This is a genomic window from Massilia rhizosphaerae, from assembly GCF_016093545.1.
In the GTDB taxonomy this organism is placed as follows: Bacteria; Pseudomonadota; Gammaproteobacteria; order Burkholderiales; family Burkholderiaceae_D; genus Telluria; species Telluria rhizosphaerae.
This window is the reverse complement of sequence record NZ_JADKYX010000019.1, coordinates 84303-99933: the sequence shown is the minus strand read 5'-3', so window position 1 is coordinate 99933 and position 15631 is coordinate 84303. Positions and strand designations below refer to the sequence as shown.

Annotated in this window: 14 protein-coding genes; 8 read left to right on the top strand and 6 right to left on the bottom strand. The window is 67.8% G+C overall.

Annotated elements, in window-relative coordinates; translation table 11 throughout:
• Positions 1 to 2: 2 nt before the first annotated feature.
• Entirely contained in the window at positions 3 to 1343 is a 1341-nt protein-coding gene (gene gudD / locus ISF28_RS23520) for a glucarate dehydratase (RefSeq protein WP_198119600.1), read from the bottom strand.
• A 143-nt stretch (positions 1344 to 1486) separates the two neighbouring features.
• Positions 1487 to 2371, bottom strand: coding sequence for a LysR family transcriptional regulator (locus ISF28_RS23515; RefSeq protein WP_198119599.1), 885 nt, complete (start codon positions 2369 to 2371; stop codon positions 1487 to 1489).
• 111 nt (positions 2372 to 2482) lie between these two features.
• Between ISF28_RS23515 and ISF28_RS23510 the strand changes: the two genes are divergently transcribed.
• The gene (locus tag ISF28_RS23510) at positions 2483 to 3223 is read left to right on the top strand and encodes an SDR family NAD(P)-dependent oxidoreductase (RefSeq protein WP_198119598.1); all 741 of its coding nucleotides are present in this window, start codon (positions 2483 to 2485) and stop codon (positions 3221 to 3223) included.
• Positions 3224 to 3264: 41 nt separating this feature from the next.
• On the opposite strand, the gene ISF28_RS23505 is transcribed toward ISF28_RS23510, so the two are convergent.
• A complete protein-coding gene (locus ISF28_RS23505; RefSeq protein WP_198119597.1) occupies positions 3265 to 4563 on the bottom strand; it encodes an NAD(P)/FAD-dependent oxidoreductase in 1299 nt (432 codons plus the stop codon).
• Between the two features lie 109 nt (positions 4564 to 4672).
• Positions 4673 to 5086: an HAD family hydrolase gene (locus ISF28_RS23500; protein ID WP_198119596.1), complete on the bottom strand. Its 414-nt coding sequence runs from the start codon at positions 5084 to 5086 to the stop codon at positions 4673 to 4675.
• A 105-nt stretch (positions 5087 to 5191) separates the two neighbouring features.
• Between ISF28_RS23500 and ISF28_RS23495 the strand changes: the two genes are divergently transcribed.
• Genes ISF28_RS23495 through map form a run of 3 tightly spaced genes read left to right on the top strand, consistent with a single transcriptional unit; the run spans position 5192 to position 7154 of the window.
• Entirely contained in the window at positions 5192 to 6121 is a 930-nt protein-coding gene (locus ISF28_RS23495; protein WP_198119595.1) for a LysR family transcriptional regulator, read from the top strand.
• Between the two features lie 59 nt (positions 6122 to 6180).
• Positions 6181 to 6390, top strand: coding sequence for a ParD-like family protein (locus tag ISF28_RS23490; RefSeq protein WP_105376928.1), 210 nt, complete (start codon positions 6181 to 6183; stop codon positions 6388 to 6390).
• Positions 6387 to 7154, top strand: a complete 768-nt coding sequence (gene map / locus ISF28_RS23485; protein ID WP_198119594.1) for a type I methionyl aminopeptidase — start codon at positions 6387 to 6389, stop codon at positions 7152 to 7154. Before ISF28_RS23490 ends, map begins: the two co-directional genes overlap by 4 nt.
• Positions 7155 to 7174: 20 nt before the next feature.
• On the opposite strand, the gene ISF28_RS23480 is transcribed toward map, so the two are convergent.
• Entirely contained in the window at positions 7175 to 8785 is a 1611-nt protein-coding gene (locus ISF28_RS23480; RefSeq protein ID WP_229519326.1) for a methyl-accepting chemotaxis protein, read from the bottom strand.
• Positions 8786 to 9065: 280 nt separating this feature from the next.
• On the opposite strand from ISF28_RS23480, the gene ISF28_RS23475 reads away from it, so the two are divergent.
• Positions 9066 to 11108 carry a diguanylate cyclase gene (locus ISF28_RS23475; protein WP_198119592.1) on the top strand — a complete coding sequence of 681 codons (2043 nt, stop codon included), beginning with the start codon at positions 9066 to 9068 and terminating at the stop codon, positions 11106 to 11108.
• 6 nt (positions 11109 to 11114) lie between these two features.
• Here the strand turns inward: ISF28_RS23475 and ISF28_RS23470 are convergent, their stop codons facing one another.
• A complete protein-coding gene (locus ISF28_RS23470; RefSeq protein WP_198119591.1) occupies positions 11115 to 12035 on the bottom strand; it encodes a LysR family transcriptional regulator in 921 nt (306 codons plus the stop codon).
• 122 nt (positions 12036 to 12157) lie between these two features.
• Here ISF28_RS23470 and gcl point away from each other — a divergent pair, with 122 nt between their 5' ends.
• Genes gcl through ISF28_RS23455 form a run of 3 tightly spaced genes read left to right on the top strand, consistent with a single transcriptional unit; the run spans position 12158 to position 15629 of the window.
• Positions 12158 to 13927 (top strand): glyoxylate carboligase, encoded by a 1770-nt coding sequence (gcl, locus tag ISF28_RS23465; protein ID WP_198119590.1) that lies wholly within the window; start codon positions 12158 to 12160, stop codon positions 13925 to 13927.
• Between the two features lie 14 nt (positions 13928 to 13941).
• Entirely contained in the window at positions 13942 to 14721 is a 780-nt protein-coding gene (gene hyi / locus ISF28_RS23460; RefSeq protein ID WP_198119589.1) for a hydroxypyruvate isomerase, read from the top strand.
• A 23-nt stretch (positions 14722 to 14744) separates the two neighbouring features.
• Positions 14745 to 15629 (top strand): 2-hydroxy-3-oxopropionate reductase, encoded by an 885-nt coding sequence (locus ISF28_RS23455; RefSeq protein ID WP_198119588.1) that lies wholly within the window; start codon positions 14745 to 14747, stop codon positions 15627 to 15629.
• The last annotated feature ends 2 nt before the right edge of the window (positions 15630 to 15631 follow it).

Below are 15631 nucleotides of genomic sequence, written 5' to 3'. Positions count from 1 at the left end.
GTTCAGCGCACGAGGCAGGGGCGCTTGTTGTCGAACTGCCAGTTGGGCACGAGGAATTGCATGGCGACGGCGTCGTCGCGCGCGCCCAGCCCCATGTTCTTGTAGGCCTGGTGCGCCTTTTCCAGCTCCACCTCGTCCAGCTCGATGCCGAGGCCCGGCTTGGGCCGCACGTGCACGAGACCCCCTTCGATCCTGAGCGGCTCCTTCGTCAGGCGCTGGCCGTCCTGCCAGATCCAGTGCGTGTCGATCGCGGTGACCTTGCCCGGCGCCGCCGCCCCGACGTGGGTGAACATGGCGAGCGAGATGTCGAAATGGTTGTTCGAGTGCGAGCCCCACGTCAGGCCGAACATCCGGCACAGCTGGGCCACGCGCACTGAGCCCTGCATCGTCCAGAAGTGCGGGTCGGCCAGCGGGATGTCGACGGACTGCAGCTGGATCGAATGGGCCAGCTGGCGCCAGTCGGTGGCGATCATGTTCGTTGCCGTCGGCAGACCGGTGGTGCGGCGGAATTCGGCCATCACTTCGCGGCCGGAGAAGCCGTTTTCGGCGCCGCACGGGTCTTCCGCGTACGCGAGGATGCCGTGCTTGTCGCGGCAGACGCGGATCGCCTCGTCCAGCGACCAGGCGCCGTTCGGGTCCAGCGTGATGCGCGCGTCCGGAAAGCGCTCGTGCATCGCGACGACCGCCTCCATCTCCGCGTCGGCGGACAGCACGCCGCCCTTCAATTTGAAATCGTTGAAGCCGTAGCGCGCACGCGCGGCCTCGCACAGGCGCAGGACGGCGTCCGTCGTCAACGCCTCTTCGTTACGCAGGCGGAACCAGGCGTCGTCCGCGTCCGTCTCTGCGCGGTAGGCGAGGTTCGTCTTGTTGCGGTCGCCGATATAGAACAGATACCCCAGCATCTCGACGGCATCGCGCTGCATGCCTTCGCCCAGCAGGGCGGCGACGGGGACGCCCATGAACTGGCCCAGCAGGTCGAGCAGCGCGGATTCGACGGCGGTGACGGCGTGGATCGTCGTGCGCAGGTCGAACGTTTGCTGGCCGCGCCCGCCCGCGTCGCGGTCGGCGAACGCCGTGCGCATCGCGTTCAGGACCGTGTTGTACTCGCCCAGCGTCCTGCCGACGACGAGGGGTCTGGCGTCCTCGATGGTCCGGCGGATGGTCTCGCCGCCCGGCACCTCGCCCAGGCCGACGTTGCCGGCGCTGTCCTTGAGGATGACGATGTTGCGGGTGAACCAGGGGCCGTGCGCGCCGGACAGGTTCAGCAGCATGCTGTCCTGGCCGGCGACGGGAACGACGCGCAGGTCGGTGACGACGGGGGCGCTGGAAACGATGGTGGTCATGTGTGCTTTATCGGTTGAAGACGGAATCGCGCCCATGCTACCCGCATCGACCGGACGAAGGGCATGGGCTGGCAAAGCGATCATATGTCTTGATCGATTCAGGAGCAAACCAAATTATGATGGGAAGTATTCATAAATTGAATTCATCCCGCCTGGAACGTCGGCAGGACTTCGTCCAGGAACAGTTGCAGCACCGGGTTGTCGTGATTGCGGCGGTAGGTGCAGACCATTTCGACGGGCTCCGTCGCCATCGTGCGCAGGACGACGCCGTCGAACTTGAGCGTTCCGGCACCTTCCGCGATGAGGGCGGCGCCCACGCCGGCGCGGACCAGCGCCAGCATGGTATGGACTTGCCCCACCTGTTCGACGACGTCCGGCACGACGCCGGCGCGGGCGAAACGTTCGCTGAGCATCTGGTGGAAGGGCCGTGCCTCGTACGGCGAATACATGACGAACGGCCGGCCGTGCAGGTCGGCGAGGGTGGGCGCGGCGGGCCACCGGCCGGCGTCGCGCTCGTGGATGGCCAGCATCAGGGCTTCCGTCGCGATCAGCTGGCTGTCGAGCTCTCCGTTGACGGGGTGGGGCCGCATCAGGCCCAGATCCAGCTCGCCCGCGTTCAGCGCTTCCACCTGCGCCGTGCTGACCAGTTCCTTGAGGTTGAGCGAGATGCCGGGCGCGCGCTCGCGCAGGCGCCGCACGACTTCCGGCAACAGGCTGTAGCCGGACGCCGACGTGAAGCCGATGGCCAGCGTCCCTTGCTCGCCCTTCGCGGCGCGGCGGGCGACGAAGGTCGCTTCCTCCGCGATACGGAGGATGCGCGCCGCTTCCGGAAAAAAGGCCTTGCCGGCCGCCGTCAGCCGCACCGCGCGGCTGTTGCGTTCCAGTAGCTGGGCGCCCACATGGTGTTCCAGCAGGCGGATCTGCCGGCTCAGCGGAGGCTGGGTCATGTTCAGGCGCTCCGCCGCGCGGCTGAAATGCAATTCCTCGGCGACGGCCACGAAGCAGCGGAGCTGGCTGATCTCGAACATAGGTTTTCCTGGAACGATGCGATTGCGACGACCGCGATTATGACCCATGCGCCGGTCAGCGGGCCTCCCGTGGTATCGTCGTGCCGGTCATGGACATGCACAGGAGGGATCATGGAGTTCGACCAGCGCATCGCCATCGTCACCGGCGCGTCCGGCGGCATCGGCCAGGCCATCGTGCGGCGCTTGCTGCAGGGGGGCGCCAGCGTCATGCTGGCCGACTTGCACCAGGACCGGCTCGACGCCGTCCGCGCCGGCCTGGGTCGGGAATTCGATCCGGCGCGCAGCGCCACCGTCGTGTGCGACGTCGCGCGCGAAGACCGGGTGATCGCCGCCGTGGACGCGACGATCAAGCAGTTCGGCGCCCTGGACTTCGTCGTCAACAATGCGGGCACGATGCTGTTCAAGCCCATCGAGCAACAGACGGAGCAGGATTGGCGCGGCATCCTCGACGTCGACCTGCTGGGCGCCTTCTTCTTCACCAAGCAGGCGTTCCTGCGCATGCGCCGCGGCGGGGCCATCGTCAACGTCTCCAGCGTGCACGCCGTCGAGACGGAGCCGCTCGTCGCGCCGTATGCGGCCGCGAAGGCGGCGCTGCTGTCGCTCACGCGCTCCGCGGCGCTGGAGGGCAAGGCGAAGGGCCTGCGTGTCAACGCCGTGCTGCCGGGCGCCGTCGACACGCCCATGTTGTGGGGTAATCCGAACGTGCAGGCCGGCGTCGAAGTCATCGACAAGGCCGACGTGGGCGCCGCCGCCGACATCGCGGCCGCCATCGCCTTCCTGCTCGCGGACGAGGCCCGCTTCGTCGACGGCACGTCGCTGCGCGTGGACGGCGCGCGGCTGGCGCGGTTGTAGGCGTCAGACGGCGTCGCCCGCGCGGCCGCGCCGGTCAACCCTTAATGCCAGCGCACCGGCATGAGCATTTTCGAGCGGAACCAGCGCGCCAGCAGGTTGCCGCACATCCGCACCGGTCCGAGATGGCCCATCACGTGGCGCTGGTACGTGAGGCCGTACATCGCGAGCGCGAACGGGCCCCTGACGTGCAGGTGGCGGTTGCCGATCGCCCGGCGCAGGATGCCGACGGCGCCCGCCCGGCCCAGCGACACGAGCGTGCCGTAGTCGCGGTACTGGAAGCCGGCCAGCCCATCCGGCGCCTTGTGCGTCAGCACCTTCGCCAGGTAGATCGCCTGCTGGCGCGCGGCCTGGGCGCTGGGCGGCGCCATCGCCGTCTTGTCCGGATTGAGCAAGGTGCAGCAATCGCCCATTGCGTGGATGTCCGGGTCCGTCACGCTGCGCAACCTGCCGTCGACGACGACCTGGTCGTTGCGGTTCAGGGCCACGTTCAGTCCCGTGCTGAACGCCGGGCCTTTCACGCCGGCCGCCCACACGGTGATCGCGGCGGGGAACACGCGGCCGTCCGTCGTCGTCAGTTCGTCGTCTCGCACTTCGGCGATCGCCGTGTCGGTGCAGATCTCGATGCCCATCGCGCGCAGCTTGCGCACGGCCAGGCTCGACGCCTCCGCGTCCAGCGACGGCAGCACCTGCGGTCCCCGCTCGACGATCCGGATGTGCACCTGGTGCGGCGATTCCAGGCCCGCGAGGCCGTAGTGGGCGAGCGTGTCGACCGTGTGGCGCAGGTCGGCCGCCAGCTCGATGCCGGTCGGGCCGGCGCCCACGATGACGATGTCGATCAGGGGCGCGCCGGCGTCCGTGCGGGCGTTGCGGCGCCGTCCCGCCTGGGCGCACAGGCCGAGGAAGCGCTGGCGGAAGGTTTCCGCGCCCTTGACGCTGTCGAGCGCCAGGCAGTGTTCACTCGCCCCCGGGATGCCGAAGAAGTTCGTCACGGAGCCGTAGGCCAGCACGAGCCGGTCGTAGTCGATCGTCGTGTGCGCGTCCGGCGCGTCGTCGAAACGGCTGCGGACCGTCAGGGTGCGGCGCGCGCGGTCGACGTGGACGACTTCGCCGCACACGAACGTGAAGTGATTGTCGATGGCCTGGCGCGCGTAGTCGATCATGTGGTCGGCCGGGTCGATGGTGCCGGCGGCGACCGCGTGCAGCAGGGGTTTCCAGAAGTGGGTGGGCGCGCTGTCGACGAGGATCACGCGATCCTTGTGGCTGCTGCCCAAGCGGCGGCCGAGCCGGGTGGCGAGTTCGAGGCCGGCGACGCCGCCTCCGACGATGACGATGGACTGCATGGTGTGCTCCCTTCTTTTTCGAATCGATGCGGCGGAGGCGGGGTCCGCCGGCGCCGCGCTGCATTCGCGCATCCGGCGGAGCAGCGCCCGCGGATGCCGGGAAGACTGCTCAGTGTGTCGCGGTGTGCATGGCCACCTTGCGTACGGACTTGCGCATGACGACCGTCTTCGGCGTCCGTACGCCGATGTGGGCGACGCGGGCGGCGGCGATGGCGCGCGGCGAGGTGGTCACGGCCAGCGCGTCGTCGGCCGGTACGCCCAGCTGGTCCAGCACGACGGAATACGGGGCCTTGTGGCCGCGCGCTTCGAAGTCGGCGCCCGTCAGCACGACGGAAAAGATGTGGTGGGCGGTGTCGCCGAAGCGGCGGCGCAGCTGCTCGCCGGCCTGTTCGTACGGCAGTTCGGAGATCAGGGCGCACGGCAGGCCGTTTTCCAGGGCCTGGTCGAGCAGGCGCTGCGCCTCGGCGGGCGCCTCGGCCGTACGGAATGCGGATAAGTCGAAGATGAACGCTTGTGCCGTCATGATGATCTCCTTTTGTGAGCCGTTGTCGCTGAATTGACTTTACTATACGGTCGAGCGGGATAAAATAAAAATAAATCTTTTTTAAAAACTGATAAGGAATCACTTATGTATCCAGCCAGCTTCAAACAGCTGCACGCGCTGATGCTGGTGGCGCGCCACCAGAGCGTGTCGCGCGCGGCCGAGGCGATGCACGTGACGCAGCCCGCGGTGTCGCTGCACCTGAAACTGCTGGAGGAGGCGGCCGGCGTGCCGCTCACGCGCCGCCAGGGCCGCAACATCCAGATGACGGCGGCGGGGGAACTGTTGGTGGGGTATGCGGAGCGCATCCTCGGCCTGTGGGAAGAGGCGGGCGACGAGATCGCCGCGCTGAAGGGCGTGACGTCCGGCACGCTGCGGATCGGCGCCGTGATGACGGCGGAGCACCTGCTGCCGCCGATGCTCGTGCGCTTCACGACGGGCCGCCCGCACGTGCGCATCAAGCTGCAGGTGGGCTCGCGCCCGGAGGTGATCGGCATGCTGTCGCGCGACGAGATCGACCTCGCCATCATGGGCACGCCGCCGCGCGAATTCCCGACCAGCGCCAGCCGCTTCGCGCGCCACCCGATGGCCTTCTTCGTCGCGCCCGGCCACCCGCTGCTGGAGCAGGAGGCGGTGACGCTGGCCGACATCGGCGCCCACAACCTGCTCGTGCGCGAGCGCGGCTCGGGCACGCGCGCCGCGATCGAGCGCCGCTACGAGGAAGAAGGCGTGGCGCTCGCGATCGGCTCCGAGTTGTCCAGCAACGAGGCGATCAAGCAGATGACGGCGGCGGGCCTGGGCGTCGCGTTCCTGTCCGTGCACGCCTGCACGCTGGAAGTGCGCAACCGGCTGCTGTGCGTGCTGCCGGTGCCGGGCGTCGTCGTGCAGGGCCAGTGGCACGTGATGCACAAGGCGGCGCGCGCGATTCCCACCGTGGCCGCGTCGTTCCACGAATTCATGGTGGAGTACGGGCAGCAGGTCATTTCCGATGAACTGGAGAGCATCGCCTGGAAGTGAGCTTGCCTTGGCGTACGATTCGCATATAATCCATATACGTTCTGTATATGGAGAATATGATGGGCATCGTGAACATCGAAGACGAACTGCACGACCAGATCCGCAAGGCCAGCACCGTGTCGTGCCGCTCGATCAATGCGCAGGCCGCGTTCTGGGTTCGCATCGGCATGCTGTGCGAACTGCATCCCACGCAGAGCTTCAACGAGATCATGGCGCGCGAACTGCGGGCGGCGGGCGTCGTCCCGCAGGCCCTCAAGGTCGCGTCATGACCAAGCGTCCGGAAGAAATCGCGTTGATGGCGGCGGCCGGCAAGCTGCTGGCGGACGTGTTCGGCCATCTCGACCGGCAGAACCTGATCGGCATGTCGACCCTGCAGGTGAACGACCTGGTCGACGACTTCATCGTGAACACGCTGGAGGCGCGCCCGGCCAGCAAGGGCCAGTACGGCTTCGCCTACGCCATGAACACGTCGCGCAACGACGTCGTGTGCCACGGCGTGCCGTCGGCGGCGGAGATCCTGCAAAGCGGGGACATCGTCAACTTCGACATCACCCTGGAAAAGAACGGCTACATCGCCGACTCCAGCAAGACCTATCTCGTCGGGGACGTGGCGCCGGAAGCGAAGCGGCTCGTGCGGGTGACGTACGAGGCGATGTGGAAGGGCATCCGCGCCGTGCGACCCGGCGCGCGGCTGGGCGACGTGGGGCACGCGATCGAACGGCATGCGCGGCGCCACGGGTATGCCGTGGTGCGCGAATACTGCGGCCACGGCATCGGACGCGAGATGCACGAGCCGCCGCAGGTGCTGCACTGGGGCCGGCCCCGTACGGGCCTCGTGCTGCGCGAAGGGATGGTGTTCACCATCGAGCCGATGCTCAACGCGGGCCGCCACGCCGTGCGGACGGAGGACGACGGCTGGACCGTCGTCACGTGCGACGGCGCGCTGTCCGCGCAGTTCGAGCACACCGTCGCCGTCACGCGCGGCGGTGTGCGCGTGCTGACCTTGCGGGCCGGCGAAACGATGCCGGCCTAGCGCGGCCTGACCCGGCCAGGTCAGGCGACGGCGAGGCGGCGCTGGCCCTGGCCCTGGCGCTGGCCTTGGCGCGCCGGCGCGGCGTTTTCGACCTGGAAGATGTTCACGACCGCGCTGAGCTCGACCGCCTGGACCCGCAGCGATTCCGCCGCCGCGGCAGCTTCCTCGACCAGGGACGCGTTCTGCATCGTCATCTCGTCCAGGTGCGAGATCGCGCTGTCCACGCGGCCGATGTCGGCCTGCTGCGACTGCGTCGCGTTGCTGATGTGGTCCATGATCCCGCTCACGCGCTGCACGCCTTCGACCACCTTGCGGATGGTCTCGCCCGCGTGGCCCACGAGCGTGGTGCCGGCGCCGACCTTCGCCACCGAGTCCTCGATCAGGGCCTTGATCTCCTTGGCCGCGGCGGCCGAGCGGTGCGCCAGGTTGCGCACTTCGCCGGCGACGACGGCAAAGCCGCGGCCTTGTTCGCCGGCCCTGGCGGCTTCCACCGCCGCGTTCAAGGCGAGGATGTTGGTCTGGAACGCGATGCCGTCGATGACGGAAATGATGTCGACGATCTTGCGCGACGACTCGTGGATCAGCTGCATCGTGGCGATGACTTCGTCGACGGCGGCGCCGCCTTCCACGGACACGGTCGACGCCGAGGTGGCCAGCGTACTGGCCTGCCGCGCGTAATCCGCGTTCTGGTGAACGGAGTCGACGAGCTGCGTCATCGAATCCTTGACCTGCGCGAGCGTGGCCGCCTGCGTCTCCGTGCGGCTCGACAGGTCGTTGTTGCCGGTCGCGATCTGGGAGGAGGCCGACGCGATCGTCTCCGTCCCCGTGCGCACCCGCGTGACGATGTCCGACAGGCCGTGGCGCATCGCGTTCATCGCATGGATCATGCTCGATGGTCCCGCGCGCGAGACGTCCACCGCGCACGCCAGCTGGCCGCTGGCGATCGCTTGCGCCACGCGTGTGGCGTCGGCCGGCTCGCCGCCCAGCTGGCCGACGAGACTGCGCACGATCACCATCCCGACGACGGCGCACAGGATGGCCGACACGGCGCTCAGGCCGGAAATCCAGTACCGCGCTTCCTTCGCCTGCAGGCTCGCCGCGGCGCTCGTCGCCGCGTTGTCGCGCTGGATGCGCGCGATCAGTTTGCCCATGTCGGCGACGATCTGGCGGCGCAGCGGGCTGCAATCCTCCACGAGGAACCGGCCGAAACCTTCCATGTCGCCGGCCGAGCGGTGGGCGCGGGGCTGGTCCAGCTCTTTTGCCATCTTGACCATGGACACCTTGAGCTGCGCGTATTCCGCGTCGTCGCCCATCACGGCGTCGAGCTGGGCGAGCGCCGCGAGGTACTCGGTCCGGTAGCCGTCGAGGAGAGCGAGTTCGCGGTTCGCCGCCGCGTCGTCCTTGAACACGTAGGCGTTGCGCGCCGCGATGCCCGTCTGGTCGAGCGCTTCGCGCGCCGCGTACAACGGCTCCAGTTCGCTGTTGCGCACGCGATTCTCGGCCTGGAGCGCGCCGTCGATACTGTTGACCCGGGAGACCGAGAGAATGGACACGACGAGCGTGATGGACAGGATGAGGGCGAATGCGACATACAGTTGCGTCGCGATCCTGATGCGATGTAGGAAATTCATCATTTCTCCGGATGATCTTATGGCAGACGAGGTGCTGGGGCCACAGTGTAAACATGTTCGGCGCATTAAAATTTCCAAGTGGCACTTTAAATTTGAGTAAATCGCGTGTTCTGTTGCGTTTATGTTTTGCCACTCGGTAAGTTTTGGCATGCTTCTTCCGGTTCCCACTGTTTCAGCCCTGGAGCGGCGATGCCCTGCGCCGAAACGACACGTTACATATTGATTTGTGGAATTTCACGTTTCCTGATGTTACTATTTAGGTCTACGTAACGGAGGAAGCATGGTTGTGCGCCGGATCCTGTTGGGCCTGCTGCTCGTCTGCCAGGCGGCCGCGGCCCATGCCGGCGATCCGCACGAAGACTTCACCCGCGACCTGGCGGTCGTCCGGGAACAATCCTATGTCACGCCCAGGGAGGCGCTGCGCCGGCTCGATGTGTTGAAGCAGGGCCGCACGGGCGCGGAACTTGGTTACGTGCTGGTCGAAACGAGCCGCGCGTATTATTGGCTGCGTGACAAGGATCGCGCCATCGCGGCCGCCGTCCAGGCCGAACGCATCGGGCGCGATACCCATGACGACGTCCTGCTGGCCGAGGCGATGCTGGGTCATGCCAATCCGCTGTCCAAGTACGTGCACGACCAGCAGGCGGCGCGCCGGCTGATCGACGCCGCCGGCCGGCTGGCGGACGGCACGCACGACGCGTACCTGCGCACGCAGGCGCTGGTCACCCAGGGCCTGCTGGCGGAAGACGACGGCGACACGGCCGGCGCCATCGAGCTCACGACGCAGGCGGTGGCGCTGGCCCGCGAGGGCGACGATCCGGACGCGCTGTCGCTGGCCCTGCGCCAGCAGACGCGCATGCTGGCGAGCGTGGGCAGCGATCGCGAAGCGCTGGCCCTCACCGATGAATTGATCCGGCTCGCGCGCGACCGCAAGATCCCGGCGCAGCTCGCGCACGCGCGCCTGGCGGAATACGCCGTGGCCGCGCGGGCCGGCCAGCCCCGGCGCGCGGAGAAAGCCTTGCAGGCCGCCGTGGACCTGCTCGACAAACTGGACGCGAAGGCGCGGCTGGCCGTGCCGCTGGCGAATCTCGCCGAGATCTACATCCAGTCGCGCCGCTATGGCGAGGCGGAACGGGTGGCGACCCGGGCGCTGCGCATCGCGCGCCAGGTCGGCGACGAGAGCGGCATCCACCTCGCGTCCTTCCGGCTCGGGATCGTCGAAATCTGCCTGCGCAATATCGCGCAGGGCCGGGCCATGGTCGACCAGGCGCTCCTTGCCCTGCAAAGCGACGACCAGTACGTGCGCATGCTGCTGGATTACGCCCACGCGCTGAACCAGGTGGGCGAAGGCGACGGCGCGATGCAGGTGGTCGAGAAGGCGGGATCGGTGTCGCTGGCCGCGTGGCGCAAGGAAAAGCAGCTGTCGTACGAAGCGGTGCAGCGCGCCCGGGCCGACCAGAAGAAGCAGAACGAGCTGGCCGCGCTCCAGCACGAAAGCGCGCTGCGCGCGGCGGCGCTGCACAACGAACGGCGCCTGCGCACGCTGTGGGCGCTGCTCGCCGCGATCACGCTCGGCGCCGTCGTCGTGATCGCCCTGCTGTACGGGCGTGTGGCCAAGGCGAACAAGGCGCTGCAGCAGAAGAACGACCAGCTGTTCACGCAAAGCACGCGCGATTCGCTGACGGGCCTATTCAACCGCCATTACTTCTACGAGCAGGTCGTGCCGCGCCATCACCGCAAGGGCGACGACGCCGACCGCCGCGCCGGCGCGGAAGGCCGCACTAGCGGCGTGTTCCTGCTGATGGACATCGACCGCTTCAAGTCGATCAACGACACGCTGGGGCATGGCGCCGGCGACGTCGTCCTGAAAAACGTGGCCGCGCGGCTGGCCGGCGCGCTGCGCGAGCAGGACGTGTTGATCCGCTGGGGCGGCGAGGAATTCCTGGCCTACCTGCCCGGCATCGGCACGGACGAGGCGCGCCAGGTCTGCGCCCGCGTGCTGGCGGCCGTGGGCGGCACGCCGATCGCCCTCGACGACCGCGAACTCACCGCGACGATTTCCATCGGCTTCTGTCCCAAGGCCCTGAACCCGGGCGCCGTCGATCCGGACTGGCAGCAGCTCGTGCATCTCGCCGACCTGTGCCTGTACGCGGCCAAGACCGGCGGCCGCAACCAGGCCGTCGGCATCCGCGACGCGGCCGTGCTGACGCCGGACGCGATCGCCGCGGCCGACGCGGACCTGCAGCGGGCCGCGGCCGCCGGCAAGGTCGCGCTGTCGAACGTCAAGGGCCCCGGCGCGGCGCCCGACCGCGTGGCCGCCTGACGGCCGTCAACCGACACCGAGCTGCCGTTCCCAATAGCCCGGCGTGTTGTACACCGCCTTCAGGTGATCGATGAAGTGCCGGATCTTCGCGGGCAGGTAGCGCTGCTGCGGGAACACGGCCTGGATCGGGTAATTGCCGACCGCGTAGTCGTCCAGCACCGTCACGAGTTCGCCCCGTTTCAACTCGGCCTGGATCTCCCACGTCGAGCGCCAGCCGATGCCCAACCCTTGCCTGACCCAGTCGAACAGCAGCTCGCCGTCGTTGCAGGCGAGGTCGCCGTCCACGCGCACCGCGAACAGCTTGCCGTCGCGCTGGAACGTCCAGCCGCGCTGCTGGCCGCCCTGCAGGTTGAAGGCGAGGCAGTTGTGGCGGGCGAGATCTTCCGGCGCGCGCGGCACGCCGTTGCGTTCGAAGTACTCGGGCGTGCCGCACACGACGCGCCGGTTCGGGAACAGCGTGATCGCGACATAGTTCGGGTCCGTGACTTCGCCGATGCGGATCGCCATGTCGTAGCCTTCGCGCACCAGGTCGACGACGCTGTCGGTGAAGTTGAACGACATCTTGAGTTCCGTGTGGATCGCACGAAAAGCCGGCGCGTGCGGCGCCACGTGTTTGCGGCCGAACGCGGCCGGCGCGGAGACGACGAGGTGGCCCCGCACCGTGCTGCGGCCCGCGCTGATGCTGTTTTCCGTGATGTCGAAATCGCGCAGCAGCTGGCGGCACGGTTCGATGAATTGTTCGCCCAGCGCCGTCAGCGTGAGACCCCGCGTGGAGCGGTGCATCAGGCGCACGCCGAGGCGCTTCTCGAGCGCGTCCAGGCGCCGGCCCATGACGACGGGCGTCACGCCTTCCGTGAGCGCCGCGCCGGCGAAACTGCCTTTTTCCGTGATGAGGACGAAACTGCGGATTTCCGTGTACCGGTCCATGCTTCCCTTCCATTCAATACTTAAAGTATCGACAGAGCCGATGATAGCAGCAATTCATCTTGCGGTGGGTTATCGATACGATGGGTCGTCAGTCAAAACCAACCCTACCAACGGAGGAGAACATGGCCCGAATGAGAGCGATCGACGCCGCGGCGGAAGTGCTGCGCAAGGAAGGTGTGAGCACGGTGTTCGGCGTGCCCGGCGCCGCGATCAACCCGTTTTACTCGGCAATGAAGAAGAACGGCGGCTTCGAGCACGTGCTCGCCCGCCACGTCGAAGGCGCCTCGCACATGGCCGAGGGCTATACCCGCGCCAAGGCCGGCAACATCGGCGTGTGCATCGGCACGTCCGGCCCGGCCGGCACCGACATGATCACGGGCCTGTATGCCGCCTCCGCCGATTCGATACCTATCCTATGCATCACGGGCCAGGCGCCCCGCGCCCGCCTGTACAAGGAAGACTTCCAGGCCGTCGACATCGAGACCATTGCCAAGCCGGTCACCAAGTGGGCCGTCACGGTGCGCGAGCCGGACCTGGTGCCGCGCGTGTTCCAGCAAGCCTTCCACATCATGCGCTCGGGCCGTCCGGGTCCGGTGCTGATCGACCTGCCGTTCGACGTGCAGGTGGCGGAGATCGAATTCGACATCGACACCTACGAGCCGCTGCCGGTTTACAAGCCCGCCGCGACCCGCGCCCAGGCCGAGAAGGCCCTGGCCATGCTGAACGCGGCCGAGCGCCCGCTGATCGTCTGCGGCGGCGGCGTGATCAACGCGGATGCCGCGGCCCGCCTGCAGGAATTCGCCGAGATCGTCGGCGTGCCCGTGATCCCCACGTTGATGGGCTGGGGCGCGATCCCCGACGACCACCCGCTGATGGCCGGCATGGTCGGCCTGCAGACGTCGCACCGCTACGGCAACGCGACGATGCTGGAATCCGATTTCGTCATCGGCATCGGCAACCGCTGGGCGAACCGCCACACCGGCTCCGTCGACGTGTACAAGAAGGGCCGCAAATTCGTCCACATCGACATCGAGCCCACGCAGATCGGCCGCGTGTTCGGCCCGGACTACGGCATCGTCTCCGACGCCGGCGCCGCGCTGGACCTGCTGATCGACGTGGCCCGCGGCATGCAATCCATCGGCGGCCTGCCGGACCGGAGCGCCTGGGTGGCGCAGTGCCAGGGACGCAAGCGCACCTTGCTGCGCAAGACCCACTTCGAGACCACGCCGATCAAGCCGCAGCGCGTGTACGAGGAAATGAACCGCGCGTTCGGCAAGGACACGACCTACGTCAGCACGATCGGCCTGTCGCAGATCGCGGCCGCACAGTTCCTGCACGTGTACAAGCCGCGCAACTGGATCAACTGCGGTCAGGCGGGCCCGCTGGGCTGGACCGTGCCGGCGGCGCTCGGCGTCGTCGCGTCCGGAGCCAAGACGGACGTCGTCGCGGTCTCGGGCGACTACGACTTCCAGTTCATGATCGAGGAACTGGCCGTCGGCGCGCAGTTCAAGCTGCCTTACCTGCACGTCGTCGTGAACAACGCCTACCTCGGCCTGATCCGCCAGGCCCAGCGCGGCTTCGACATGGATTACTGCGTCCAGCTCTCGTTCGAGAACATCAACGCCCCGCAGCTCGGCGCGTACGGCGTGGACCATGTGGCGATCGCGGAAGGCCTGGGCTGCAAGGCGATCCGGGTGCGCGACGTCGACGACATCCAGCCGGCGTTCGCCGAAGCGAAGGCCCTGATGGCGGCGCACCGCGTGCCGGTGATCGTCGAGATCATCCTGGAACGCGTGACCAACGTCTCGATGGGCACGGAGATCGACGCCGTCAACGAATTCGAAGCGCTGGCCGAGCATCCGGGCGACGCACCGACCGCAATTTGCGCCTGAAGGAGGGAAGAACCATGCCACGATTTGCTGCCAACCTGACGATGCTGTTCAACGAACTGCCGTTCCTCGACCGCTTCGAGGCGGCCCGTGACGCGGGCTTCGCCGGCGTCGAATACCTGTTCCCGTACGGCTTCGAGAAGGAAGCGCTGGCGGAACGCCTGCAGGAATTCGGCCTTACCCAGGTCCTGCACAACCTGCCGGCCGGCGACTGGGACAAGGGCGAGCGCGGCATCGCCGTGCTGCCCGGCCGCGAGGCCGAGTTCCGCGAGGGCGTCGCCCGCGCCATCGACTATGCGCAGGTGCTGGGCTGCCGCCAGGTGAACTGCCTCGTCGGCATCGCCCCGGCGGGCGTCGACGAAGGCACCTTGCGCCGCACCGTCGTCGAGAACCTGCGCTACGCGGCGACGCAACTGAAACAGGCCGGCATCAAGCTGCTGATCGAGCCGATCAACACCTACGACATCACGGGCTTCTACCTGAACACGACGCTGCAGGCCCTGGACCTGATCGAATCGGTGGGCGCGGACAACCTGTTCGTCCAGTACGACGTCTACCACGCCCAGCGCACGGAAGGGGAGCTGGCGCAGACGATCGAGCGCAACCTGGCGCGCATCGCCCACATCCAGGTCGCGGACAACCCGGGCCGCAACGAGCCGGGAACGGGCGAGATCAACTATCCGTTCTTGTTCAAGCACCTGGACCGCATCGGCTACGACGGCTGGATCGGCTGCGAATACAAGCCGGCGTCCGACACCCGCGCGGGCCTGGGCTGGATCGCCGCGCTGACCGCTTAATCAAACATCGAAGGAGACACATCATGGCAAACATCGGATTCATCGGCCTGGGCATCATGGGTGCCCCGATGGCGCAACACCTCATCGAGGACGGCCACACGCTGTTCACGAACACCGTCGGCCCGACCCCGTCGGCCCTCGTCGAGGCGGGCGCGCGCGTGTGCCTGAACGGCGCCGAAGTGGCGGCGCAGGCCGATATCATCTTCATCATGGTCCCGGACACGCCGCAGGTCGACGAGGTCCTGTTCGGCAAGGACGGCGTCGCCTCGAGTCTCTCCGCCGGCAAGATCGTCGTCGACATGAGCTCGATCTCCCCGGTCGCCACCAAGGACTTCGCGCGCCGCATCAACGCTCTGGGCTGCGAATACCTCGACGCGCCGGTGTCGGGCGGCGAAGTGGGCGCGAAGGCCGCGAGCCTGACCATCATGGTCGGCGGCAGCGAGGCGGCGTTCGAGAAGGTCAAGCCGCTGTTCCAGAAAATGGGCAAGAACATCACGCTCGTCGGCGGCAACGGCGACGGCCAGATCACCAAGGTCGCCAACCAGATCATCGTCGCGCTGACCATCGAAGCCGTGGGCGAGGCCCTGCTGCTGGCCGCCAAGGCCGGCGCCGACCCGGCCCGCGTGCGCGAGGCGCTGATGGGCGGTTTCGCGGCGTCGCGCATCCTGGAAGTGCATGGCGAGCGCATGGTCAAGCGCACGTTCGCGCCGGGCTTCCGCATCGACCTGCACCGCAAGGACCTGAACCTGGCGCTGACCACGGGCCGCCAGCTGGGCGTCGCGCTGCCGAACACGGCGACGGCGCAAGAGTTGTTCAACACCTGCGCCGCGCACGGCGGCGGCGGCTGGGACCATTCCGCGATGGTGCGCGCGCTCGAGATCATGGCCAATTTCGAGATCGGTTCGTAGGG